The organism is Bacillus sp. JZ34, assembly GCF_053903205.1.
The window spans coordinates 3,146,883-3,172,139 of sequence record NZ_CP096403.1 but is presented as its reverse complement, the minus strand read 5'-3'; the positions used below and the strand labels follow the sequence as shown (position 1 = coordinate 3,172,139).

Annotated in this window: 21 protein-coding genes; 19 read left to right on the top strand and 2 right to left on the bottom strand. The window is 40.4% G+C overall.

The genetic code is table 11. From position 1 onward, the window contains the following. Positions 1–130 precede the first annotated feature (130 nt). Entirely contained in the window at positions 131–1,906 is a 1,776-nt protein-coding gene (locus tag M1D90_RS16055; RefSeq protein ID WP_256164215.1) for a S8 family peptidase, read from the bottom strand. Between the two features lie 424 nt (positions 1,907–2,330). Between M1D90_RS16055 and M1D90_RS16050 the strand changes: the two genes are divergently transcribed. After that, complete coding sequence (locus M1D90_RS16050) at positions 2,331–3,572, top strand: MFS transporter (protein ID WP_020450834.1); 1,242 nt, start codon at positions 2,331–2,333, stop codon at positions 3,570–3,572. 40 nt (positions 3,573–3,612) lie between these two features. On the opposite strand, the gene M1D90_RS16045 is transcribed toward M1D90_RS16050, so the two are convergent. After that, the gene (locus M1D90_RS16045) at positions 3,613–5,226 is read right to left on the bottom strand and encodes a PucR family transcriptional regulator (RefSeq protein WP_020450835.1); all 1,614 of its coding nucleotides are present in this window, start codon (positions 5,224–5,226) and stop codon (positions 3,613–3,615) included. A gap of 603 nt (positions 5,227–5,829) precedes the next feature. Here M1D90_RS16045 and allB point away from each other — a divergent pair. The 18 genes from allB to M1D90_RS15955 all read left to right on the top strand — a co-directional run bounded on the left by allB (position 5,830) and on the right by M1D90_RS15955 (position 25,233). Beyond that, entirely contained in the window at positions 5,830–7,194 is a 1,365-nt protein-coding gene (gene allB, locus M1D90_RS16040) for an allantoinase AllB (RefSeq protein WP_105979092.1), read from the top strand. Positions 7,195–7,783: 589 nt separating this feature from the next. Continuing rightward, positions 7,784–9,013, top strand: coding sequence for an allantoate deiminase (gene allC / locus M1D90_RS16035; RefSeq protein WP_020450840.1), 1,230 nt, complete (start codon positions 7,784–7,786; stop codon positions 9,011–9,013). Between the two features lie 23 nt (positions 9,014–9,036). After that, the gene (gene allE, locus M1D90_RS16030; protein ID WP_456282872.1) at positions 9,037–9,825 is read left to right on the top strand and encodes a (S)-ureidoglycine aminohydrolase; all 789 of its coding nucleotides are present in this window, start codon (positions 9,037–9,039) and stop codon (positions 9,823–9,825) included. Between the two features lie 15 nt (positions 9,826–9,840). Continuing rightward, positions 9,841–10,869, top strand: coding sequence for an ureidoglycolate dehydrogenase (allD, locus tag M1D90_RS16025; protein WP_020450842.1), 1,029 nt, complete (start codon positions 9,841–9,843; stop codon positions 10,867–10,869). Positions 10,870–10,895: 26 nt separating this feature from the next. After that, entirely contained in the window at positions 10,896–11,945 is a 1,050-nt protein-coding gene (allD, locus tag M1D90_RS16020; RefSeq protein WP_020450843.1) for an ureidoglycolate dehydrogenase, read from the top strand. Between the two features lie 17 nt (positions 11,946–11,962). After that, on the top strand, positions 11,963–13,720 hold the full coding sequence (locus M1D90_RS16015) for an acyl-CoA synthetase FdrA (RefSeq protein WP_075212923.1): 1,758 nt from the start codon (positions 11,963–11,965) through the stop codon (positions 13,718–13,720). Continuing rightward, positions 13,720–14,985 carry a YlbE family protein gene (locus M1D90_RS16010; RefSeq protein ID WP_035339038.1) on the top strand — a complete coding sequence of 422 codons (1,266 nt, stop codon included), beginning with the start codon at positions 13,720–13,722 and terminating at the stop codon, positions 14,983–14,985. Before M1D90_RS16015 ends, M1D90_RS16010 begins: the two co-directional genes overlap by 1 nt. Then, positions 14,982–15,752, top strand: a complete 771-nt coding sequence (locus M1D90_RS16005) for a DUF2877 domain-containing protein (protein WP_075212922.1) — start codon at positions 14,982–14,984, stop codon at positions 15,750–15,752. Before M1D90_RS16010 ends, M1D90_RS16005 begins: the two co-directional genes overlap by 4 nt. Positions 15,753–15,757: 5 nt before the next feature. Further along, on the top strand, positions 15,758–16,690 hold the full coding sequence (gene arcC / locus M1D90_RS16000; protein ID WP_020450847.1) for a carbamate kinase: 933 nt from the start codon (positions 15,758–15,760) through the stop codon (positions 16,688–16,690). A gap of 165 nt (positions 16,691–16,855) precedes the next feature. Further along, positions 16,856–18,109, top strand: coding sequence for an MFS transporter (locus M1D90_RS15995; RefSeq protein ID WP_075212921.1), 1,254 nt, complete (start codon positions 16,856–16,858; stop codon positions 18,107–18,109). A 190-nt stretch (positions 18,110–18,299) separates the two neighbouring features. After that, entirely contained in the window at positions 18,300–18,479 is a 180-nt protein-coding gene (locus M1D90_RS15990; RefSeq protein WP_255265632.1) for a DUF2690 domain-containing protein, read from the top strand. Between the two features lie 250 nt (positions 18,480–18,729). Then, positions 18,730–19,827, top strand: coding sequence for a Rap family tetratricopeptide repeat protein (locus M1D90_RS15985; RefSeq protein ID WP_025811723.1), 1,098 nt, complete (start codon positions 18,730–18,732; stop codon positions 19,825–19,827). After that, positions 19,827–19,943 carry a hypothetical protein gene (locus M1D90_RS15980; RefSeq protein ID WP_020450851.1) on the top strand — a complete coding sequence of 39 codons (117 nt, stop codon included), beginning with the start codon at positions 19,827–19,829 and terminating at the stop codon, positions 19,941–19,943. The genes M1D90_RS15985 and M1D90_RS15980 overlap by 1 nt, the downstream gene beginning before the upstream one ends. A 250-nt stretch (positions 19,944–20,193) precedes the next feature. Then, positions 20,194–20,688: a hypothetical protein gene (locus M1D90_RS15975; RefSeq protein WP_026579936.1), complete on the top strand. Its 495-nt coding sequence runs from the start codon at positions 20,194–20,196 to the stop codon at positions 20,686–20,688. 342 nt (positions 20,689–21,030) lie between these two features. After that, positions 21,031–22,068 (top strand): LacI family DNA-binding transcriptional regulator, encoded by a 1,038-nt coding sequence (locus M1D90_RS15970; protein ID WP_035339032.1) that lies wholly within the window; start codon positions 21,031–21,033, stop codon positions 22,066–22,068. 114 nt (positions 22,069–22,182) lie between these two features. Further along, complete coding sequence (locus tag M1D90_RS15965; protein ID WP_020450853.1) at positions 22,183–23,436, top strand: ABC transporter substrate-binding protein; 1,254 nt, start codon at positions 22,183–22,185, stop codon at positions 23,434–23,436. 42 nt (positions 23,437–23,478) lie between these two features. Next, on the top strand, positions 23,479–24,402 hold the full coding sequence (locus tag M1D90_RS15960) for a carbohydrate ABC transporter permease (protein WP_025811719.1): 924 nt from the start codon (positions 23,479–23,481) through the stop codon (positions 24,400–24,402). Then, positions 24,403–25,233 (top strand): carbohydrate ABC transporter permease, encoded by an 831-nt coding sequence (locus M1D90_RS15955; protein WP_025811718.1) that lies wholly within the window; start codon positions 24,403–24,405, stop codon positions 25,231–25,233. It begins immediately after the preceding gene. Positions 25,234–25,257: the final 24 nt, after the last annotated feature.

The following is a 25,257-nucleotide window of genomic DNA, read 5'->3' as shown; positions in this document are numbered from 1 at the left end:
GCGGAAAGCAAGCGGCCGGCCGAAAGGAATACGATGTCGCAATTGTCGTGTCCGAAAATGCCAAATTGCAGAACAGCATCAAAAAAGACGTATTCGCAAGAAAAGCCCGGGATTCCGGGCTTTTTTCTTGCTATTTCAGTTTGATCGCATTGATTCGTTTTTGCAGCTTCGTTTTTTCGGCGGATGCTTTCAGCTTGCTGACCGCTGATTGCGCTGCCGATTTTGTTTTTTTCGTTCTCTTTTGTTCGGCCGTTTTAACTTTGGCTTTCGCCGCTGCCACTTTTTTGTTATAGGCTGACGCGGCTTGCTTTTTCGCGGTGTTCAGCTTTTTTTGCAGATTTGATTTGTCTTTTCCGGCAGGCAGCTCATTAATCGCTTTTTGCGCTTTGCCGAGGTTTGAGTCTGTGGCCGCTTTTTCAGCTTTGGCAACGGCCTGCTTTGCGGTGTTCAAGAGGCTTGAGCGGACCGCGTTGATCCGTTTTTGCAAATTTGTTTTGAAAGTGCCGCTGTCGAGTTCATTGACCGCTTTTTGGGCTGCGTCGGCATTGGTTTTCTTTTTTTGCTTCTCTGCGAGTTTTACTTTGCTTTCGGCTGTCTTTTTAAGCTGCTCTTTAACAGCATCGAGCCTCTTTTTCAAAGCGGTTTTATCGGCGTTTACAGGCAGCGGTTCGATCGCTTTTTGCGCGGTTTGAATGTCCGCTTTTTTCTTTGTCTTTTCCGCTTGTCCGACTGCTTTTTGCGCTTTCTCCAACGGCTGTGTGATCTCTTTGAAGCGGATTAATCCGTAGCCGAACAAATGATCACGGCCGGGAGCGCCCAAGTCGCTTGTATAAATCTGCATTTTCTTGCGCAGCTCAGCATTTGAAGCGGTTGGGTACAGCTGTTTCAAAAGAGCAAACATTCCGGCTACGTGCGGCGTTGCCTGTGAAGTGCCGCTTCCGATTGCATAGCCGCGGTCGGAAGATGTACTGATAATCGATGTGCCGGGAGCGGCAAACTCGACGGCGCTGCCGGTGTTGGAAAATGAGGCGATCTGATTTTTTTCATTGGCGGCCGAGACGGCAATGACGCTGCTGTAGGCGGCCGGGTAATAAACGGATTTTCCGTTTCCGGCATTTCCGCTTGCACCGACTAAAATCATTCCCCGTTTGTATGCTCTATCTACTGCATCGTGGAGAACTTGACTGTCGCCTGAAACGACGAGGCTCATATTGATGATATCGATTCCGTGCTGGATCGACCAATCGATGCCTTGTAAGATGCCTTTCAGATCCCCCGAACCATTCCGGTCCAGCGCTTTTACGGCATACAGCTGCGCGCCGGGCGCGATGCCGTCGATCCCCCGTCCGTTATGCTTCGCTCCGATGATTCCGGCAACATGAGTTCCGTGGCCGTTATCATCACGGTATGAAGCGGTATAGCCAACCATCGATGCACCGCCTGCGATTGACAGCTCTTCATGGGGGGAAATCCCGCTGTCAATAACCGCAATTTTCACCTGTTTCCCGGTCAAACCTTTATTCCAAGCCAGTGTGGCTTGAATCGGCTTGATGTTCCACTGTGAAAACGCGGAGGCGGTTTGCGCTGTGCTGCTGGAGACAGCTTTTAGAACGGTGCTGTCGGCAGCAGCTACCGGGAGGTTGTCTTCGACATACAGGACGTCGGGATCTTGTTCAAGTTCCCGCACTGTTTTGTCGTCCGCAGTAACAGCAGCTGCGGGAATGTGCCGGTAAACGTGTTCTACCGTGTCTGCTTGTTCGATGACGTTTTCTTTTCCGCTGGCATTTTTATATACGACAATGACTTCGTTTTCCTGCTTATTGCTTTCCGCTTGAATGCGGGGTGAATTTGCGGAAAAACCGACGAACATTGCAGCGGACACCGCGATTTTCCATAACTTTCTCATCCGGCTCTCCTCCTTATTTAGCGGCATTCGCTATATATATCGGAGAATTTTTGAATTTTCAAAGAGAAAGAAAGCCGATCTTAAGGGCGCCCGTCGTGCAACTCAGTTCTTGAAATGTTAAGAACGCTGCTATATCAACGTTTGGGGAGCCTTCCTGTTTATTTGGGAAGTGCTTTTTTTAATAAATTGTAGGTTTGTTTAAAAAAAGAGCCATCTTTTTTACCTGATTGCTTTTATAGAAATGAGAGAGCTGGGAAAAATAGGACTAGCTTCTATCGATGAATCTTTCATTGATATTTTTAAGCAGATGCCTTTTGTCTAAAATGTATAATGTTACTTTTGTTTTTGTTGAAAGTGAACAATGTTATTGACTGGCTTATAACCTACAATTTAATTAAATAATAAAAAGGGAGCGTGTCATACCGTGGAAAAAACAAAGAAACATGACCCCGATTATTACAAAAAGATCATTATTGCATTGTGTTTAGGGTGGGTAGCTATTTGGATTTATCGTACAATCCTTACGCCAATATATCCACAGATTCAAGAATCATTAGGACATATTAGTGATACACAAATGGGGTTGGTTGCTTCTATTTATTTCTTTGCCTATACGGGTATGCAAATTCCGTCAGGAGCACTTGTCGATAAATTTGGACAGAAAAAGGTGTTAATTCCTGCATTTATCGTCTTTGCGCTGGCTGCATTTGTAATTGGCACAAGTTCAACTATCATGCAAGTATACATTGGTTCGTTATTGGCTGGTATTTCGACTGGTTCATATTACGGTGCAGCCTTTTCCTTATCAGCCAAACATACGCCAAAAGATAAAAAAAGCTTTTCCAATGCGATAATAAATAGCGGATCAGCATTAGGAATGGTAATTGGACTAATCGGATCATCGGTTTTAGTAGGCGGTTTTGAAATTCAATGGAATTATATGCTTTTTATAACAGCTATCGTTATCGTAGCTGTAACATTTGTGTTTGTGTTGTTTATTAAACAAGATAAAACATCAGACAAGGAAGTGGCTGAAGAGAAGAAAGACGCCGTACAAAGCACAGAGATTCTAAATGAAAGCTTATTTTCTCCAAGACAATTAGTTGTATATTTTGTGTATTTTGCAACATGCTATGGCTATTATATGATTGTCACTTGGCTGCCATCCTTCCTTGTAGCAGAAAAAGGATTTGCTCAAGGCTCAGTAGGATATGTAGCTGCACTAGTTGCAGTCACTGCAGTGCCTGGTGCTTTGATATTTACTAAATACATAGACAAACATGCACATTTGCGTCTGCGTTTAATTTTATTTCTATTAATTGCTGCGGCAATCACAATTAGTTTGACAGTATTTGCACCAAATCCTGCAGTGCTGTATATTGCATTAATTTTATATGGCTTATTAGGTAAACTTGCGATTGATCCAGTTTTAATAACCTATGTATCTGATTCCGTATCAGGAGATAGAGTGGCCAGAGCATTAACTCTCTTTAACTTCTTTGGAATGAGCTCATCTGTTATTGCACCAACACTTACTGGTTATATTGGTGATGTAACCGGCTCGCAAGTATTAGCATTCTATATTGCAACCATCCTTCTCGCAGCAGCAGCGTTGCTATTTTTCCTTGTGGTTATGTTAAGACAGAATAAAACAGTAGCTAACTAAATAAATAGAAAAGAAAACTTCCGGTGGTTCTACTTTTGATTTACAACGATATTTTCTCTGAAGCAAATAATGCTAATCGAATGCTCAGGGATGTATCAGGAGATTCTACAGATTGACCTAATATTTCTTCGCATTTTTTAATACGATATTTCACAGTATTACGGTGAATGAAAATATCCTCTGAGGTCTTTGTAAGATCACATTGGTTTGCCATATAGACATTTAACGTAAACCTTAGTTCTTTTTCCTTCGTTGTTTGGGGATAAGCTAATGGACCGAGTGTATAAATGATAAATGGTTTTAATTTATTCGTTGGAATGAGTTGTAATAATTCTTCTACGCTTTTAGATTTATAGGGCTCTACAAATTCTATTTCGCCTTGTTCATATTTATTATCATAAGCCTCATTCGCTTCGAAAAAAGACAGTGGTAATTGTGAAAGCTCGGAGACCTCATTACCAATGCCAAATGAAAGGGAGCTATTAAAAAATAGCTGATACTCTTTTTGGATATATCTGCAGTATTCCAAATAATAATGATGTCTTCTTTGTAAAAGTATCGTAAATCTGCGTTCACCCTGAGACATATATATACTAATGGAAGGGTCAATCCCAGTAAACTTATGCGTTAACCACTCAAAAGTCATCTGATATCGCTCATTTAAGTAGGCGCTATTTTCTACATTCTTTTCTTTGTCTATCCCGCAAATCATCACTTGGTAGAATTTAGAGGGTTGAATGTGATATTTTTTTAAAAGGTCGGTGTGTTGTGTTAGTGATACAAGGTTATCAGGATGTTCGGACATCAGAGATGTAAAAAAATGGTTCGTATCCTGCTGCTCTGCTTCTTTAATTTTGCTATTTTTGTAAATTGCGAGACTAAGTGTGTTAACTGCTTGTTCTATTGTTAATAAACTAAACGGATAGTTGAGCAAATTAACATTTGAAATCATTAGATAATACGGAAAATATTTAAATGCAGGAACCTTAAATATAGCATATTCTTCCTGGAAAACACCATTGTGATTTGGTTCGATTTGCTCTGAATTTAAATATCTTCGGAAATAATTGAGGTTTTTTTGAACATGTTCTGAGTGTTGATGAAAGTGATGACTCGCTGACTCAACTTGATGAAAAGAATTTAGCAGCATGACAGGAACCTTTATAAGTCTACTTAAACGTTCAATCATCATGTTCAGGCTTAACCCTTGCATAAGCATAGCATTTAACTCTTGTTGGATATCTAATGCGAAGTGTAATTTTTCTGTTTCTTCATCCAGGATAAATGACGATATATGATGAGTAATGGATCCTAAATTCCAACTTTCCGGAATTTCAATAATTGGGAATTTTAATTTGTTTGCAAATGCAATAACCTCATCATCTAATTTTTTTAAAAATCGGGATAGCTTGATACCTAGACCAGCAACTTGTATATCATTTAACTCACTAATAAGACTGATTAGTCCGGATTGATCATCCTGATAGCTCATTCCTGTTGTGACGATAAGTGAGTGCGGCGTTGTAAAATTTTTAATATCAGGCGTTTCTGTAATATCAACCATTTCTACCACTCGTTCCAAATCGCCCTGCTCATTTAGCAATGTTAAATCTGAAAATTGTAGTACAGATAATATTTCTTTTAATGTTGTCATAAAGGCTGCCTCCTTATCTTTGTTAGAAAAAGATAAAATAAAAATGAAATATGTCAGATGTTACAAGGATAACTTTTCAATCTGATCGTACACTGTTTTTGAAGGTAATTATACGTATAATCCTTTAGTTAAAAATATTAAAGGAGAATCATTAATGCTTGAACATGATTCTTCGTTTTTTGAAAAGTGTGATTATAACAAAGATATCATGCCGAAGATCACTTGAACAAAGAATTTCATCCTCATTTACTTTTTTTAACGTTGGGGGTGGGACTAGTGCATAATATTCCGGATTATATAGCTGTTGGTGATGTTTTACATCACCATTTCAAGCAACGATATCACTTGTCGGATAGCCTTATGACTTGTTGCGAACGGATACACAGGTTCAAAATATGGCGTCCCATTTTCATTGATAGTGGGGCGGGGCTGCCATTTATTATTCTTGATCATTAACTTTGCTATCGGTGAAACATTAAATAAGTGCTATCTTAAATCTAATGATTTGCATTTTTTGGTATTTTGGCTATCCGGGGGACTCATGCTGGCGGTTGCGAAAGGCAGTATTTTATATCCAACCATTAAAAGAGGAGGATGATTTTAATGAATTTTGATTCAATTATCAAAAATGGATTAGTCATTCTGGAAAATGGTGAACAAGAAGTCGAAGTAGGGATTAAAGATGGCAAAATCGCAGCAATCGGTCAGGATTTGGGTACAAGTGCAAAAATTATCGATGCAAAAGGATCGATTGTATCTCCGGGTATGGTTGATGCACATGTTCATATCACAGAGCCGGGCGGCGGCTATCGTGATGAATGGGAAGGCTATGACACAGGAACACGTGCCGCTGCAAAAGGCGGTGTCACGACGATCATCGAAATGCCATTAAATCAAGTGCCAGCAACGGTAGATGAGGAATCTATTCAAGTAAAATTTAAAGCTGGGAAAGGAAAATTATCTGTAGACGTTGCGAGTTACGGCGGTTTAGTACCATTTAACTTGGATGGGGGTATTCAAGAGTTAGATAACAATGGTGTTGTTGCATATAAATGTTTTTTAGCAACATGTGGTGACCGTTCTATAGAAGGAGATTTCATGAATGTGGATGACTATTCCCTTTACGAAGGTATGAAACAAATTGCGAAGACAGGCAAAATATTATCTATACACGCTGAAAATGCTGCAATTACGGACAAGTTAGGGGAAATAGCATCTAAAAATGGTGAAACCTCCTTACGTGCTTATGTAGATTCTCGACCCGTATTTACTGAAGTAGAACCGATTAGAAAAATAATTCTATTTGCGAAAGAAACGGGATGTCGTGTACACATCGTTCATATAGCTTGTGAAGAGGGCGTAGATGAAATTGTCAAAGCACAACAGGAAGGGGTCGATATTACATGCGAAACATGTACACACTATTTATATTTCTATAAAGAAGAACTGGATCATATCGGACCAGTTGCAAAATGTTCTCCGCCAATTCGTGAACAATCACGCTTAGAAGGCATGTGGAATCGGGTATTAAACGGAGATATTTCATTCGTAACATCAGACCATTCACCATGTACCCCAGACTTAAAAGCTACGGATAATGCATTTGAAGCTTGGGGGGGTATCGCAGGTATACAAAATAATGTTGACATATTATTTGATGAGGGGGTGCAAAAACGTAATATGTCATTATCCAAATTTGCAGACATTATTGCTACAAACCCTGCGAAACGTTTTAATCTAACGTCAAAAGGCAGTATTGCAGTAGGGAAAGATGCGGATTTTGTATTTATTAAGAAAGATGCACCTTATGAATTAAAAGCTGAGGACCTAGCATATCGACACAAAATTAGTCCGTATATTGGCCGCAAAATTGGTGCTCAGGTAGTGAAAACAATCCTTCGTGGTGTCGAAATCTATGATAAAGAAAAAGGGATTTCAAATGAAAAAGTAGGAAGATTTATTCCTTGAGTGACGGAATAGCTAGCCCGTCAGGAATTTGAGGCATAGGAAGATGTGAGGGGACCTGAGATTGTGTTACACTCGCAAATTCAGTGTGTCATCAGCATTTCTTATGGCAGCTAATACAGCTGAAGTGAGCATGGCAAAGTTGACTTCATCACAATCTTTCGCTATTACAGCAGCAGTTGTTAATCAATATGTATCCTGACTCTTGGCATATCATTTATGAAATAGATAAATGACCCTATAAATCAATGTTTTTTATTGATTTATAGGGTCGTTTTTTTATTTGCACCTTATTTATTTGATTGGTAAAAGAGAAGTTTCGCTCTTTTGAAGCGAGCGATCTGTGATTTTCTTTAGGAGACATTCAATGCAAATTTGATTTGTTATAAAGCGTATTTTTTTATGTAATCGAAAGCCAACAGTTTCTTTTTATATCTGGCATTAGCCCATTATTTAGATACCGTAAATTGATTAAAAGGTGTCTTTGTTAAAAGTGCATAAAATGTTTTTCCATTATTGTTGGTTATGTCAATGAATGGTTGTAAATAGGGCTCTATGATGAAAGTAAATAAAAGAAAGGGGGAGAAAAAGAATGGATATTCAATCAACCTTTGAAACGTTGGATAAGAAATTCACAAGATTTGGCGGTTTAGAAAAAGGGGGAATTACGCGGCTGTTATACTCTCCTGAATGGATTGATGCAGTTCGCGAACTGGAAGCAACATTCAAGGAAGAAGGTTTAGAAGTAAGCTTTGATGATGTTGGGAACTTATCTGGTCGTCTTGTTGGAAGTAAATATTCTGAAGAAACTATTTTAACAGGATCACATATCGACACAGTTGTTGAAGGCGGTCATCTAGATGGACAATTCGGTATCTTATCTGCACTGGTTGCTGTGAAATATTTAAAAGAAAAATATGGTCAACCATTACGAACAATAGAAGTATTATCGCTCGCAGAAGAAGAAGGAAGCCGATTTCCATATACATTTTGGGGAAGTAAAAACTTTTTTAACCTAGCCAAAAAAGAGGATGTTGACACAATAGAAGATGCTGAAGGAATTAAATTCGAAGATGCTATGCATGAATCCGGTTTTGATTACCGTAAAACAGATGATGTTCGTGACGATATTAAAGCATTTATTGAAGTACATATTGAACAAGGGAAAGTATTAGAGACGGAAAATAAAGCGATTGGTGTTGTAACTGGGATTGTCGGTCAAAAACGTTACTCAGTTAACTTGAAAGGTGAAGCAAACCACGCTGGCACAACACCGATGTCATTACGAAGAGATACAGTTGTTGCATATAGTGAGATTGTAACAGACTTAACGAAACGAGCTAGAGAAATTGGGGAGCCTCTTGTATTAACGTTTGGACATGTCACTCCTGTTCCAAACACGGTAAATGTCGTCCCTGGAGAAATTACCTTTTCGATAGACTGTCGTCATATTGATCAACAACTATTAAATGATTTTGCGAGAGAAATTGAAGATAAAGTTAAAGCGGTGGCAGAAGCAAACAGCATGGCTTATGACATTAATTTATGGATGGATGAAGCACCGTCATTGATGGATAAAGAAATCATTCAAATAATTGAACAAGCAGCTAAGGATAATGTGGGGGACAGCTATAAATTGATGCCATCTGGTGCAGGTCATGATGCACAAATTTTTGCGGATTTTGTCCCTACAGCAATGTTGTTTGTACCTTCTATTGGCGGAATCAGCCACAATACCAATGAAGAAACGAAGATAGAAGACCTTGTGAAGGGGATTGAAGTATTGAAAGATGTATTGTTTGAACTAGCTTATAAGGAATAATAATGAAAAGGAGCCAGATACTCATGAGTTACTTAAATCATAATCAAGGATACAGAGAAGGTTTATTAGAAACACGTTCAGTAATAAAAAAGGATAATTATGCGGTAATTACACCCGATGGCTTGGTTAATAATGTTGTACCTGGCTTTGAAGATTGTGATGTAACCATTTTAGGATCCCCGCGTTTAGGTGCAAGGTTTGTAGATTATTTGGTAACAGTTAAAAACAAGGGCGGAAACAAAACCGGTTTTGCCGGTGATGGTATCCAATCATTTGTGTACGTTGAATATGGTAAAATCAACGCTTTTGTGGATGGTAAAAAATACGAATTGGCAAAAGGCGGATTCTTATATGTACCTCCACACTTACAATTGACGTTTGATAATCATAATAATGGTGAGGACAGCCGTTTGTTTTTATACAAAAAGCGTTATCAGCCGCTTAAAGGACATACGCCAGAAATTGTTACAGGTAATGTGAATAACATCAAACAAGAACCCTATGAAGGGATGAAAGAAGTATTAATTCAAGATTTACTGCCAAAAGAAATCGCATATGACATGAACATTCATATTCTTTCATTTAAGCCGGGTGCTTCGCATGGTTACATTGAAACGCACGTTCAAGAACATGGTGCTTATATATTAAGTGGACGAGGTGTTTACAACTTAGACAACGAGTGGATGCCAGTTGACAAAGGTGACTATATTTTTATGGGAGCTTATACGCCGCAAGCAACCTATGCAATTGGTTTAGATGAACCATTCTCGTATATTTATTCAAAGGATGCGAATAGAGATATTAATCTATAAAGAGGGGCAATTTTAATGAGTGAACCATTAGTGTATGTAGAAAGTAATCGTCTCCGGCAGCTAATGAAAGATAAATTAGTGAAAGCAGGCTTACCTGAAGAACATGCGGATAAAACAGCTGACTTACTCATCTTTGCAGATGAACGAGGTGTTCACTCACATGGTGCAGTGAGAATGCAATACTACTCCGAACGTACATTAAAGGGTGGATATAACCTGAACCCCGACTTAAGCTTCGTAAAAACGGGTCCAGCATCAGGGATTTACCATGGAGATAATGCGTTAGGACATTATGTGAGTTATCAAGCAATGAAAAAGGCAATCGAATTAGCAAAAACATCAGGTATCGGTGTTGTCGGTGTAAAAGAAATGGGACACAGTGGTGCGATTGGTTATTATGCACGTCAAGCAGCATTAGAAGGTATGGTGGCATTAACAGTATGTCAATCTGATCCCATGGTTGTGCCATTTGGCGGTACCGAACCGTACTTTGGCACCAACCCAATTGCTTTTAGTGCGCCTCGAAAAGATGGCAGTCCAATACTGTTTGATATGGCAACAACGGTACAAGCCTGGGGGAAAATCTTAGATGCAAGAAGTAAAAACAAGTCTATTCCAGACTCATGGGCAGTGGATAAAAATGGAGCACCAACAACAGACCCGTTTAAGGTAAATGCATTATTACCAATGGCTGGGCCTAAAGGATACGGGTTAATGATGATGGTGGATATTTTATCGGGGAGTTTACTCGGCTTGCCATTTGGCAAGCATGTCACTTCCATGTATAAAGATTTATCAGAGTACCGTCGCTTAGGGCAGCTTCATCTCGTGATCAATCCTGAATACTTTGGCGGGAAGGAGCAATTCCTGGAAAAAATATCTCAAATGGTTGAAGAATTACATGATAACCCGCCTGCTGAAGGATTTGACAAAGTGTATTATCCCGGTGAAATTCAAATAGATGTGATGAAACAGTATAAAAAAACAGGTATCCCAGTTACAAAGGAAATTTTAGATTATTTAGAGTCAGACAACATTTACTAATCATGTAATGGAAGGGGGAGAATCAGATGCGAGTATCTAAACAGGAGCTGTTTCATTTAATCAAACAGAAGCTAATCAAAGCTGGATTAAATGAAGGAGCCGCACACGATGTTTCAGATGTATTGACATTCGCCGATCATAGAGGGATCCATTCCCATGGAGCAGTACGTGTGGAATACTATGCCGAACGAATCGCAAAAGGCGGTATTACAGCAAACCCAAACTACACATTTGAACAAACAGGACCTGCATCCGCTGTCTTTAGCGGAGATAATGGTCCAGGTCACCAAGCAGCAAAACAAGCGATGGAAAAAGCAATCGAAATGGCAAAAAATTCAGGTGTGGCTGTTGTAGGCATGAAGAATATTTCGCATAGTGGTGCATTGGGTTACTTTGTTGAAATGGCAGCAGAACAGGACATGGTTGCTTTAAGTATGTGCCAATCAGATCCAATGGTCGTACCGTTTGGAGGAACAGAACCATACTTTGGCACCAATCCGATTGCTTATAGTGTACCATCGGCTGATGAACGCATAATCACATTTGATATGGCGACAACTGTTCAGGCATGGGGAAAAGTATTGGATGCCAGAAGTAAAAATGAATCGATCCCGGAAACATGGGCAGTAGATGCAGCCGGTGCACCAACAACGAATGCAAGAGATGTTCATGCACTTGTGCCAATTGCTGGTCCAAAAGGTTATGGATTGATGATGATGGTGGATATTTTATCGGGCAGTCTTCTTGGAGTACCTCATGGCGTACATGTATCCTCCATGTATCAAGATCTGACAAAAGGCCGCGATTTAGGGCAAATTCATATTGTTATCAATCCCGCATACTTCACAGATTTAACTGCTTTTAAACAACAGATTTCGACGATGCTCGATGAATTAAAAGCACAACCGGCAGCTGAAGGCTATGGAGAAATTTATTATCCGGGTGAGCGCGGTAAATTAAGAAGTGCCAAATATGATAAAGAAGGAATTGAAATTGTAGACGATATTTATAACTACCTCGTTTCAGGCGATGTTCATTACAATCGCTATCATGGAAAGAATAGATTTGCAGAATAACAAAATGGAGGATCATTATGTTATACACAATTATAAAAGAAAACACCTATCAAGATTCTATCGTGTTAATGCTTTTATCAAACAAGTTATCTGCAATAGATGGTGTAAACAAAGTATCGATCATGATGGGAACACCAGCTAACAAAGATATTTTTAAATCTTCGGGTTTAGGCACAGATGAATTGGAAAAAGCAAATCCAAATGACATTGTTATCGTTATAGATACAAATCAAGAAGAAAAAGTAGCGGCAGTGAAAGAAGAAGTAGAAGCAGCTTTAAAAGGTGATGCCGCTTCACAAGACGCATCTAAAGGCCAAGAAGCACATAACTGGAAGCGCGCAATGGAACTTGCGAACAACCCTAATTTGGCATTGATCTCCATTCCTGGTCAGTATGCAGCAATGGAAGCGGAAAATGCATTGAATGAGGGGTTACATGTATTTGTATTCAGCGACAATGTATCTAAAGAAGATGAGGTTAAGTTGAAACAAAAGGCGCATGAAAAAGGATTATTAGTAATGGGACCAGACTGCGGGACCGGAATTATCCATGGTGTGCCACTTGCATTTACAAATATCGTGAATGAAGGAGATATTGGCGTTGTGGGTGCATCAGGTACAGGAATTCAGGAAGTGACAAGCATCATTGACCGTTATGGTAAAGGTGTAACAAACGCAATTGGTACAGGTGGTCGGGATTTATCGACAGAGGTTGGTGCTATCACGGTTTTAGATAGTATCAAAGCATTGAACCAAGATCCAAAAGTAAAAGTGATTACAGTAATTTCCAAACCGCCTGCAGAGGAAGTGCAGCAAAAAGTATTAAACGTATTAAGAAATATTGAAAAACCGGTTGTTACGTTATTTTTAGGAGATCAACCAACTTATCAGGAAGAAAATATTTATCATGCGTATACACTTGAAGAAGCAGCGGTTGTATCTGTTCAATTATCCAATGGTGACAAACCGAATTTTAAACCGACATTGGCTGAAGATGTAAATGTGTCGTTAAAAGATTCACAAGTTGGTATTAAAGGTTATTACTCAGGTGGTACTTTGGCATCTGAAGCAGCTATGTTATTGAAAGAGGCATTTAAAGAGGAAGTACTTGAAGAGAAGAAAGAAGCCTATATCCTAAAAACAAAACATCATGAAATTATTGACTTAGGCGATGATATGTATACCCAAGGGAAGCCGCACCCGATGATTGATCCTGAAAAGCGTATCGAAATGCTTGAAACATCGGGAAACGACCCTGAAACAGCAGTCATCATGATTGATAACGTTATTGGCTATGGCAGTCATGATGATATGGCAAGTGAATTAGCACCAGCCATTAAACGTATGTTAGCCAATGCACATCAGGGAGGCCGCGAACTTGCAGTTCTTGTAACAGTTGTAGGTACAACTAAAGATCCTCAAGGTTATGAAAAGCAAATTGAAACCTTAAAAGAAAGTGGTGCAATCATTTGTGAGACAAACGACCAAATGGTTCGTACCGCGATTAAACTGGCACGAGGAAAAGTGGAACAGCCAGTCCTTGATATACAAAAATTTGAACATACCCAAGAAGACTTAACAGTAGACGAAAAAATTGTGTCCTTAATTAACAAGAAGCCAAGTGTCATCAATATTGGGCTGAAAAGTTTTACAGCAGCTGTTCAGAACAGCGGATCAGAGTGTGTTCAATTTAACTGGCGTCCAATTGCTGGCGGTGATGAAAAGTTAATGAAAGTACTTCAATTTCTAAACTACTATGAAGGAGAGACAATCTAATGGGGTACAAAACAATAAATGAAGCGAACGAAGCTGTTATCCAGAAGATCATAGCAGCTGAACCATTCTTAACGGATGTTGTACCTGCCAAGTCTGTGATTCCTGAATTAGAAGATTACGTGTTATTACATGCCGGGCCTCCAATTAAATATGAAAATATGACAGATCCTATGCAAGGCTCTTGTGTTGGAGCGATTCTTTTTGAAGGATGGGCAGAAGATGAAGAGGGAGCGCGTGAACTACTTGAAAACAATAAGATTACATTTATTCCATGTCATCATGTGAATGCAGTTGGACCAATGGGAGGCATTACATCACCTAATATGCCGGTTCTTGTTGTGGTGAACAAAGAGAGCGGCAACGAGGCGTACTGTCAAATGAACGAAGGCATCGGTGCAGTATTACGCTTCGGTGCTTATCATGAGCAGGTAATCAATCGCCTGCACTGGATGAAAGATGTGTTGGGTCCGGTGTTAAGTAAGGCATTAAGAAAAATTGATGGAGGCTTAAACGTTAATGTATTGATGGCTAAAGCTATAGCAATGGGGGATGAATTTCACCAGCGCAATATTGCAGCGTCATTGGTGTTTTTAAAAGAAGTTGCTCCAGTAATTGCAGCATTAGATGATGTTGAAAACGAACAAAGAACAGAAGTGATCCAATTTTTAGCTGATACAGACCAATTTTTCTTAAACATTGCCATGGCGACAGGAAAAGCAATGATGGATGCAGCGCGTACAATCAAACATGGTACAGTCGTTACCGCAATGTGCCGAAACGGTGAAAACTTTGGCATCCGTATTGCAGGTATGGGAGATGAGTGGTTTACAGCACCTGTTCATACACCACAAGGGTTATATTTTACCGGCTACTCAGCGGAAGATGCAAACACAGATATCGGAGATTCAGCGATTACAGAAACAATCGGTGTTGGCGGTGTAGCAATGATTGCTGCCCCTGCAGTAACACGTTTTGTTGGAACAGGCGGATTTAATGATGCGCTTGAAACAAGCAATCAAATGGCTGAGATCTGTGTTGGAGAAAATCCGAACTTTGTGATTCCGACGTGGGACTTCAAAGGTGCGTGTTTAGGTATTGATGCACGTAAAGTTGTTGAAACAGGCATCACGCCGGTAATCAACACAGGCATTGCACATAAAATTGCCGGATATGGGCAAATTGGTGCTGGTACAGTTCATCCTCCAATCGAATGTTTTGAGAAAGCAATCACAGCATATGCTGAAAAACTGGGTTTTCAAGAATGATTTTACAGGCAAGTGCGATTGGTTCAATCGCACTTCAGCTATTAATTGAGGGAAAAACATTTACTGTGCACAGCATTTTTGAAAAAGGTATAAATATTGTTGATCAGAATGATGAATTGATATTTATCGGCACAAATGAAAATGGGACCTTTCCATTTGGAATTTTGCTTGGTTCACAAACGAAGCAAACATTAAAAGCAGGTCTTGAGGTGGGAGATTCATTACACGTTCGCAATAACCATCTTTCCCACAACTGCTTTAAACTCAATTTTAATGCGAAAATACTTCCGTTATATACGGATTTTAAACATGCAAACATCAATAAGTTAAAAGAAAACATGAAACAGATTTCATTTAAATCGTATGAATCTACTGATTTTGAATCAGTTCATGTGTCGGACTTGATAAATAAATTACACGATCCAACTGAAAATTTAGAAGAGGAGTTTCGTTACTTTATCGGACGAGGCCAAGGTTTAACCCCAACAGGTGACGATATACTGGTCGGTATATTATATGGACATTTCATCAACTCTTTTATCGCACAAAACCACCTCGAAACATTGGGGAATCTCATTAGAAAACCCTTAACAACCCTTGTTAGCACGCGCTTTTTAACTTGTGCTATAGAAGGTTTATTTAGTTCGAAAATTACAAGATTACAACATGATCCATCTTTGAAAAGTATGAAAAGCCTTATAAAAGTAGGTTCTTCTTCTGGGATGGATACTTTATACGGAATTTATATGGCTTTAACAAAGGAGTGAAAGAAATGGGGAAAAGAGTAGTACTGGCACTAGGAGGTAATGCAATTTTACAGCCAAAACAAGAAGCAACTTATGCCAATCAACTCAAAAATGTAATCTCTGCAACACGTCATATGATTGAAATCAAAGAAGCAGGACATAAAATTGTGATTACACATGGCAATGGTCCGCAAGTGGGGAATATTATTGCTCAAAACGAAGCTGCCAAAAATGTCGTTGAACCACTGCCAATCTATGCTTGTAATGCAGAATCACAGGGATTCATTGGTTATATGCTGGAAAAAGCTTTGAAAAACCATATGAAAGAACGGGGCATTGCTGCGAATGTAGCTACATTTCTAACCATGGTCGAAGTGGACAAGGATGACAAAGCATTTGAAAAACCAACGAAACCAATAGGAGTATTTTATTCAGAGGAAGAGGCGAAGCAATTAGAAGAGAAAGGGTTTACGATGTCAGAAGATGCAGGGCGAGGCTACAGACGAGTTGTGCCTTCCCCGGAACCGAAAGTGATCCATGGAATAGAAGAGATTCGGCGTTTAATTGATGAAACGATTGTTATCTCCTCTGGCGGCGGCGGTATACCTGTATATCGTGATGAGAGCGGTCTATTACACGGTCTTGAAGCAGTTATAGACAAAGATCGTTCAGGATTAAAGCTTGCACAACAAGTAAATGCTGACGTTTTCATGATGTTGACAGACGTACCAAATGTATTTATCAATTTTGGCAAAGAAAATGAGCAAAAACTAAGCCGAATTACAGTAGAAGAAGCTGAACAATATGTGGCAGAAGGGCAATTTCCTGCTGGCAGTATGCTGCCAAAGATCCAAGCGGCTATAGAATTTGCAAAGTCAGGTAAAGAGGCAATGATTTGTTCATTGGATCAAGCGGTAGCTGCGCTAGATGGAAAAGCGGGGACACGCATAACAAAATAAGACAATCCGTGTTGTTCATAAGGAGGATAAAAAGCCAAAATTCCTCCTTTTTTCAGATATGACCACAGACAGATTTCGAAAAGATACAATCTATGAAGTCTAAATCGAAAGTCAAAGGAAGAGTAGAAAATAATGGATCATTTAAAAGTTGAAGGAGGAAGTTTGATGACAAAAGAGACGGGATCAGTTGAAGGTAAAGGAAAACAACCACTGATTCCCTATTGGGTTAAAGTTGTTATCGTATTTTTCTTCGGTTGGGTAGCTCTTTATGCAACGCGAACAATATTAAACCCGATTATGGGGGATATTGAATCAGCGTTTTCATTAAGCAAGGCACAACTTGGCTTAATTATGAGTATATTTTTCATCGGTTATGCAGGTATGAACGTTCCTGCAGGAATATTAGGAGATAAAATTGGAAAAAAACGAGTGTTGGTTCCAGGTGTTATTCTATTTGGATCGCTAGCAGCAGTTACAGGAATGATGCCTACATTTTTTCTATTTATCTCTGCATGGCTTATGGTTGGTATGGCTCAGGGGGTATATTATGGGCCGCAATATGGAATATCATCCGAAATGATCCCGAAGAACCGTTTAACATTAGGTAGTGCTGTAATTAATGCAGGGATGGCTTTCGGTACTTCAATTGGCTATTATATCTCCAGTTATGTTGTAGGAGAATGGGGATTCGGATGGAGAATTCCATTTTTTATCATCGGAGTGCCGGTTGTACTTATTGGTATTGCAATGGCAATTGTAATTAAAGACAAGCCCAAAAATGATAAAGAGGTTAAAGGCACCGCTGAACCGTTTAAGTTTTCATCTTTATTTAATAGAAACTTAATTTTGGCTTATATTATTATTTTCTGCTCTATTTACGGATTCTTTATGATTATTACTTGGTTGCCATACTATTTAGAAACAGCACGCGGTTTAACCGGAGGAAATATCGCCTTTGTTGCATCACTTGTTCCATGGGCCGCGATTCCAGGTTCATTATTTTTTAGTTGGCTGTCAGATAAGCTAGGCCGGCGTAAACCAGTTTTGCTTATGATGTTACCGTTTGGTATTTTATCAACAGCTGCAATTGTTTACTTTGATAGCTTACCAATTCTGTATATGACACTAATTGTGTATGGAATTGTAGGGAAAATTAGCGTTAATCCCGTTTTAATTGCGGTTGTAGCTAATAATGCACCAAAGCAATCATTAAGTACAGCATTTGGATTCTACAACTTTGTTGGAATGTTAGGTTCCATTTTAGCTCCGTATATTACAGGCTGGCTTACAGACGCTACAGGAAGTATGAATATAGGATTTTATTTTGCAGCAGCTCTGTTAGTCATCGCATTGATTGCAACATATTTAATAGATGAAAGTAATTTGCCCTCTGTTGATAAAGCAGCTAAAAATCATTAGTCAGTAAAAGCTTATGACTTCTTCACTGTAATTGTGATTCAAGCAGCATAACAAAGGCGACAGCCAGACTGATAGATGCAAATAATAAACAATTCGGGATCGCGGTGTAAAAATTGGGCTGCGTCTGCAAAACAGCATGGGCTAAAATGACGCTGGACAAAGCAGCGCGCTCAGGCTTGGAGGCAAATGCATATGTGAAAAGAAACAAGACGGGAAAGAACTGAGCGGCAGCTCAGCTGGAGGAAACGGAAAAGTGCTCCCGGGTCAGACATCCTGTTATACACCGATGGTTTATGTTCTCGATCCGCGTTCTTCATATGCGATGTGGAAATATTATCATTCATCAAGCGGAACCCTCGCTTATGCCTAGATAAGTTCGTATTTATATTAAAGCAATGAAAGCACCCTTTCAGCAAGGGTGCTTTTTGCTGTCTTATCAGTCCCGGTTTCTCATTTCTTGAAGAGTCATTTGACCTAATGAAGGGGCAGAAATAGCGGGGGATTCAAAAAAACTGTGCAAAATGAACTATTACTATTAATTTATATAGGGGGAAAAATATAGTATGATAAGAAATGAATAAAATACAAAAAAATTGAATATCGGCAGAAAGGAGCTCCATATGAACAAAATCGCCGCGGAAGAAGTCGCCAACATGCTCAATACATGGTACCGCGCCATTAGAAGAAGCGATGCTGAACAGTCGATCAGGCTGTTTGAACAAATCAAACCGCTGCTGGCAGACATGGAGGAAGATCAGGAAGTTTTGATCTACTATTCCCTGCTGGAACTGCGGCATAAAATTATGCTCTACGATTCGAGAGGCAAAAAGATAGAGCAGCACGACGTATCGGCCGGCGACAGTGCTGCATCACATATGACATCCTATTACTACTACCTGTTTTCAGGAGCTTATGAAGTGTATAAAAAAAATTATGAGCAGGCAATCAGCTTCTATAAAATTGCCGAGAAGAAGCTTGCTCATGTACATGATGAAATTGAAGTTGCCCAATTTCACGATAAAGTCGGAAAGCTCTACTATTACTTGGGCCAGAATATCGTCTCTTTAAACCATACCCGGCAGGCGATGGAAATTTTCAAAGGACATGGCGACCATGACATGAACCTTGTCTCAACTTATATTACAATGGCCGGAAATTATACTGAGATGGGGAAATATACAGAGGCGGAAGAATATTTAACAGAAGCAATCCATACTGTCAGAAAAGCCGGCGACCATTTTAAAGAAATGCAGCTCCTTCATAATTTTGCCTTGCTTTATGCGGCGATGGACAAATCGGACAAGAGCATTCAATTTTTGGACATCGTTTTGAATGATCATGCATATGCTGCATCTGATTATTATTTCAATGTCGTGTTTTTAATGATCAAAGAGCTGTTTAAAACCGGAGACTATGAACGCGCCGCAGCCTTTTACAAAGAAGGGAAGGAAAGGTCGCAATCTGCGGCGAATGAAATATTTGACGCTAAAATCGATCTTTTATATGCGGCTTATGCTGGATGTGGTGAACAGGCGGTTAAAGACTGCAAAGACAACATAGAAATCCTCTTTCAAGCAAAGCAATACGACAGTGCCAGAGAACTATCTCTCTTAACGGCCAATGTTTACAGATCAAAGTCTCTTTATAAAGAGGCCGCACATTTCTTTTTGGAAGCGATTAAAGCGGAAGAAAAAATGAAAAAAGTGGAGGGAATGTGATGAAAAAACTGTTCATTGTTGCTGCGATTGCTGCCGTCGTATGTTCGGGATGGTTTGCGGCAGAAACTCATTCGCCATCCGGCGACATGCAGATTGCTGAAAAGATGGTTGGTTAAAACGAATACTCGGAACAAATATTGAATATCCGCTCCTCCAGCAACGGGGCGGATTTTTCTTCGGATAAAGGTAAAGGATTGGAGGATATGAACAACACATAAGCTCTAAAATATTTAAAATTATGGCATGATAAACGCGGCTATGGCCTTGAATACATCTTCACCACTACTTATGGTGATTGAACTTGGGTCAAATTTTATAACAAAATTGTATATTTAAATTACAACAAAAAGAGAGGAATAGTCATAAATGGGTGAAAAAAATAAAGGAAAAAACTACTCTATTGAGGATCATATTTTTTCAATTTTGGTTGTTCTTCTTATGTGTGTATTTCTTATTTCTTCCCCTTTTCTGATATTCTTCGGAGTCTTTAAATTGGTGGCTTTGGCACCAGATGTGTCAATCAATACAAAAGGTACTTTTGATTCTGTGATCGTTTTATTTAAGTTTTTTGTTCTCACTGTGGTAGTTGTAGGGATTGTAGACGTAGTCTTTTCTCAGATTTTATTGAAAAAAAGGAGATTTCTCAATTTTATTATTGAAGCTTTGTTGATGTTTTGTGTTTTTTATCTATATGTATTGATTTATTCAATGAATTCTCAGGAGATTGTTATACGGAATCATGGTGTATTCTTAGTATCTTTATTTTTGTTTATTTTGTATTTGCTAATAAATGTAGCATATATCGTTTCACGACGGCTATATAAGGCAACTATGAAAAACATACAGAAAAAAAACAACTAATAGAGCAGGCTGCTGTCTGCTCTTTTAAAATTCATCTATAATTGCCAAAAGTTCTGTGTCATTAATTTGAATAGGCTCTTAATCCGAACTACGTCAAGGATTTTAGAATCAAAGTTAATCAATGTTCAACCTCTTATATTTTGGTAAGTAATGGGTGATAAGGCGAAAGCAAAGATAAGATAAGATAAGCAGCTTCAGGAACAGCAGCAAGATCTAGAGAGGTCCTAAAAGAGCTTGGTTAAAAACTTAATTTTTTAAATATTGAAAACATTTACTTTGTTTGTTATGATGCCTTTAGTAAAGTTTAGTGAATATGGATCTTAAAGACAGGGCGGGATGAAAATGGCGACGATTAAAGAAATTGCGCTTCAGGCTAAAGTATCAAGCACAACGGTTTCAAGGGTTTTGAACCATGACCAGTCATTAGCGGTGGCACCTGAAACAAGGAAGCGGATTTTGGATATTGCAGACCGGCTCGGCTATAAAAACACGCGCAGACGCCGCGACGTATATGTCTCAGAAAGCGGGGAAAGCCCGCGAATCGGCATTGTTGTCTGCCAATCACAGGAAGAAGAGCTGAACGATCCATACTTTTATTCCATCAGGCAAGGAATTGAAAGCGAGTGTTTTGATAGAGGAGCGTTTATTACGAAGTTTATTCAGCTGAGCAGCATCCGCTCAAATCAGCTTGCAGGCGATGTCGACGGCTTAATCGTCATCGGAAGGATCGATTTTGCCGGCTTGCAGCAGTGCATGGGCGCGCTCAACAACGTCGTGTACATCAACCATACAGACAATGAAGAATTGCGCGACTCGGTTGTCGTCGATTTTGAGAAGGCGACGGGGAGGGCGCTGAACCATTTGAAATCGCTCGGCTATACAAGGCTCGGTTATATCGGCGGAAGAGAAAAAGAGCACTTTCGAATCAGCGATCAGGAGACAAACGTCATTGAAATTGAAGACAAACGGCTGACTGCGTTTCTGGAGACGGCCGGTTCGGAAAACGCGAAGCATATTTATGTCGGCGAGTATTCGATGCAGCAAGGCTATGAGCTGATGAAAAAAGCGATTCTTGAGAAAAACGTTCCCGAAGCTTTTTTTATCGCCAGCGATTCGATGGCCATCGGCGCGCTCCGGGCTCTTCGAGAATCGGGACTCAAGGTTCCCGAAGATGTTGCCATCGTCAGCTTCAACGGCATTGAAGCGTCCGAATTTGCTAATCCGCCATTGACTACCGTAAAGGTTCATACAGAAGAGATGGGCCGGACGGGTGTGAAACTGCTGCTCGACAGAATGAAAGGACGGGAACTCCCGCTGAAAGTGACCGTACCTTCAGAACTGATGATTCGGGAAAGCTGCGGATTCAGCAAGCGGGGCTAATAGTAAGGATCAGGCGCTTTTCAAGGAGGTGAGGCAAATAGGTTTACTAAATGACAGTAAATAATGAAAGTGCATTTTACCCACCGTCAAAATTTCATAATTGGAGTGAAATTGATGAAAAAAATTATTTTCTCTTTTATTCTCCTGATCATTTTGCCTGCACTAGCAGCGGGCTGCTCGGGAAAGAATGCCGGAAAGAACGGAGACGTCACACTCACAATGTTTTCGACAATGACAAAAGACAGTGAAAAACAGACGCTCAGAAGCATCGCAGATGATTTTGAAAAAGAAAATGAAGGCATCAAAATCGATATCAGCTTTCCCGGACCGGACTATGAAAATATGCTGCGTGTCAAAATGGCGGCAAATGACATGCCTGACTTGTTCGATACGCACGGCTGGGCGAAGATCCGCTACGGGGAATACACCGCAGATTTAAAAGACATGGAATGGGTGAAGCATCTCGACCCAAACCTCGATCCGATTTTGAAGGATGAAAAAGGCAAAGTATATGCCTATCCTTTCAATCAGGCAAAAGACGGGATCGTCTATAATGCCGGTTTGTTGCAGAAATACGGTCTCAAGCCTCCACACACGTTGGATGAACTGATGCACGCGCTGGAAACGATCAAAGAAAAAAGCAATGGGAATGTCATTCCTTTTTGGTTCGCAGGTTCAGATAAAGGCGCTTTAGCTCAGTTTTATGATCAGTTTGCCACCCCGCTTCTCATCACAGATGATCGCCGCAATGAAAAAAAAGCTTTGGAAAACGGCACATTCAACTGGTCCGGCTACACACTTCTCGCAGAAACCTTTAAAGAAATGCAGGAAAAGCAATTGATCAATAAAGATATCCTAACGGCAAAACCGTCGCAATTGGTCGAATTAATGGCACAAGGAAAAATCGGCTTTACTCTCTCGGTCACATCGATCGGCCCTGATACGAGAGAAGTCAATCCTGATATCCAGTTAGGCGTGATGCCGACGCCAGCCGTTTATGAAGGCGACAAACCGAGCTGGATTGGAGGAGAGCGCCATACCGTTGCTGTCTGGAAAGACTCTGAACACCTCGAAGAAGCAAAGCGGTTTATTCAATTCGCCGCACAGCCCAAATATGCGAAAAAGATCGCCGAAGCCACCTCATTTCCTCAAGCGTTAACCAACACAGAAGCCGAAAACTACTATTCTAAGTTTTATGATCAATATAAAGAAATCGAAATCGAACCGTACTTTGACCGTGTCTACCTCCCGAGCGGAATGTGGGACGTCATGGGGACGACGGGACAGGAACTTTTGGCCGGTACGTTAACGCCGAAGCAGGTATCGGAAAAAATGAAACAGGAGTACAGCAGACTGCAAGATCAATAGAAAGGATCGTTTTCATCATGATGAAAAAAGAAGGGTGAAATGATGAGCGAATTAGCTAAAGGAAAAAGTCTGACTATTACGAAAAGTAAAAGGGGATTTGTGAAGAAAAGCGGATCACTCTGGTGGATGTATCTTCCCGCCTTGGCGCTTGTATCCATTTTTATGATTTATCCGTTTGCCAGCGGCATTAAAATCACGTTTACGAACTGGAACGGTTTTTCACAGTCGTATGACTGGATCGGCTTTGCCCAATATAAACGGATGCTGGCCGACCCGGCCACATGGCTTGTCGTCAGAAACACCCTGCTGTATGGACTGGGCAGTACGATTTTGCAAAATGTCATCGGTCTTCTCTATGCTCTCCTGCTGTTTAAAAGCATCAGAATGAAAGCGCTGACACGTACGGTTGTCTATTTGCCCGTCATCATCAGCCCGCTGATCATGGGGTATATCTGGTATTTCTTCTTCTCCTATGAAGGAGGCGCCTTGAACGATGTGCTGAAATTATTCGGAGCAGCTCCTGTAAACGCTTTGAGCAGCCCGGAAATCAATCCGTGGATCATCGTATTTGTGAATTCGTACCAGTTTGTCGGTATTGCGATGGTCATTTATTTAGCAGGTCTCGGAAGCATTCCGAAAGATTTTTATGAAGCGGCGCAAATTGACGGGGCAAGCGGTTTTCAGCAGTTTTGGAAGATTACGCTGCCGCTGTTGATGCCTTCTGTCACAATCAACATGGTCATCAATATCATCGGCGGACTGAAGCTGTTTGATGTCATTTTAGCGCTGACAGGCGGCGGTCCGGGAAATGCTTCGCAATCGATGTCGACTTTTATGTACGATTTGTATTTTAAAAGGCAGGATGCCGGTTATGCAGCCGCACAGGGGGTTTTCATGGCGGCGTTGATACTGCTGATCAGCTTTACGGCTCTTATTTATTTTAAGCGCAAGGAGGTCGAAGCCTAGATGAATCACCAAGAGAAAAAGAAGCGGGCGCTGTGGACGGCACTGGCGGCATGCATTACCGTTTTTCACCTGATTCCATTTTATATTTTGCTGACGACAGCGCTGAAAGCAAAGGGGGATTTCAGCTCGAAATGGAAGTTCCCTGACGAAATCAGCCTCGGTAATTTCGCAGAAGCATGGGATAAAGCAGGTCTGGCCGGCTCGTTTTTCAATACCGCTGCGATCACTCTTGCTTCGGCGGCTCTGTTGATTATGATCGGCTCTCTGGCGGCCTATCCCCTCGCCAGACGAAGAACAAAGCTCAATCAAGCCGTATACTTTCTGTTTATCGGCATTATGATCATTCCGCCGCTGACATCAATGGTTCCTTTATACAAAATGGTGGTGGAGTTCGGCATGCTGAATACGCTCGAAATCGCGATATTGAATAATACGGCGGCTTATATGCCCTTGACAATTTTTTTGTATGCCGGATTTATCCGTTCGACGATTCCGAAAGAGCTTGAAGAGGCGGCAAGAATCGACGGGGCGAGCACGGCGGGCATTTTCTTCAGAATTGTCTTTCCTTTATTAAAGCCGGTGACTGCGACGATTTGCATTATTGCCTGCGTATTCATTTGGAACGACTATCAGTTTTCGATCTTTTTCCTTCAAGACAAAAGTGTGCAGACTTTGACTGTGGCGATTGCCGGATTCTTTGGGCAAAATGCGAACAACCTGCACTTGGTGGCTGCAGCTTCACTGATGGCGATGCTGCCGATGACGATTCTATTTTTATTCCTGCAAAAGTATTTTATAAAAGGATTATCAGCAGGAGCGCTAAAAGGTTAGCGGAAATTTCACGGGGAAAGGAAG

Excerpts from the sequence above, each read along its gene's own strand:
- M1D90_RS15980 (WP_020450851.1), top strand. The coding sequence starts at position 19,827 with ATGAAAAAACTGTTCATTGTTGCTGCGATTGCTGCCGTCGTATGTTCG.
- M1D90_RS15995 (WP_075212921.1), top strand. The coding sequence starts at position 16,856 with ATGACAAAAGAGACGGGATCAGTTGAAGGTAAAGGAAAACAACCACTG.
- M1D90_RS15960 (WP_025811719.1), top strand. The coding sequence starts at position 23,479 with ATGAGCGAATTAGCTAAAGGAAAAAGTCTGACTATTACGAAAAGTAAA.
- M1D90_RS16055 (WP_256164215.1), bottom strand. The coding sequence starts at position 1,906 with ATGAGAAAGTTATGGAAAATCGCGGTGTCCGCTGCAATGTTCGTCGGT.
- M1D90_RS15955 (WP_025811718.1), top strand. The coding sequence starts at position 24,403 with ATGAATCACCAAGAGAAAAAGAAGCGGGCGCTGTGGACGGCACTGGCG.
- M1D90_RS15970 (WP_035339032.1), top strand. The coding sequence starts at position 21,031 with ATGGCGACGATTAAAGAAATTGCGCTTCAGGCTAAAGTATCAAGCACA.
- M1D90_RS16010 (WP_035339038.1), top strand. The coding sequence starts at position 13,720 with ATGGGGTACAAAACAATAAATGAAGCGAACGAAGCTGTTATCCAGAAG.
- M1D90_RS16015 (WP_075212923.1), top strand. The coding sequence starts at position 11,963 with ATGTTATACACAATTATAAAAGAAAACACCTATCAAGATTCTATCGTG.
- M1D90_RS16045 (WP_020450835.1), bottom strand. The coding sequence starts at position 5,226 with ATGACAACATTAAAAGAAATATTATCTGTACTACAATTTTCAGATTTA.
- arcC (WP_020450847.1), top strand. The coding sequence starts at position 15,758 with ATGGGGAAAAGAGTAGTACTGGCACTAGGAGGTAATGCAATTTTACAG.
- allD (WP_020450842.1), top strand. The coding sequence starts at position 9,841 with ATGAGTGAACCATTAGTGTATGTAGAAAGTAATCGTCTCCGGCAGCTA.
- M1D90_RS15985 (WP_025811723.1), top strand. The coding sequence starts at position 18,730 with ATGAACAAAATCGCCGCGGAAGAAGTCGCCAACATGCTCAATACATGG.
- M1D90_RS15965 (WP_020450853.1), top strand. The coding sequence starts at position 22,183 with ATGAAAAAAATTATTTTCTCTTTTATTCTCCTGATCATTTTGCCTGCA.
- allC (WP_020450840.1), top strand. The coding sequence starts at position 7,784 with ATGGATATTCAATCAACCTTTGAAACGTTGGATAAGAAATTCACAAGA.
- M1D90_RS15975 (WP_026579936.1), top strand. The coding sequence starts at position 20,194 with ATGGGTGAAAAAAATAAAGGAAAAAACTACTCTATTGAGGATCATATT.
- allD (WP_020450843.1), top strand. The coding sequence starts at position 10,896 with ATGCGAGTATCTAAACAGGAGCTGTTTCATTTAATCAAACAGAAGCTA.
- M1D90_RS16005 (WP_075212922.1), top strand. The coding sequence starts at position 14,982 with ATGATTTTACAGGCAAGTGCGATTGGTTCAATCGCACTTCAGCTATTA.
- allE (WP_456282872.1), top strand. The coding sequence starts at position 9,037 with ATGAGTTACTTAAATCATAATCAAGGATACAGAGAAGGTTTATTAGAA.
- allB (WP_105979092.1), top strand. The coding sequence starts at position 5,830 with ATGAATTTTGATTCAATTATCAAAAATGGATTAGTCATTCTGGAAAAT.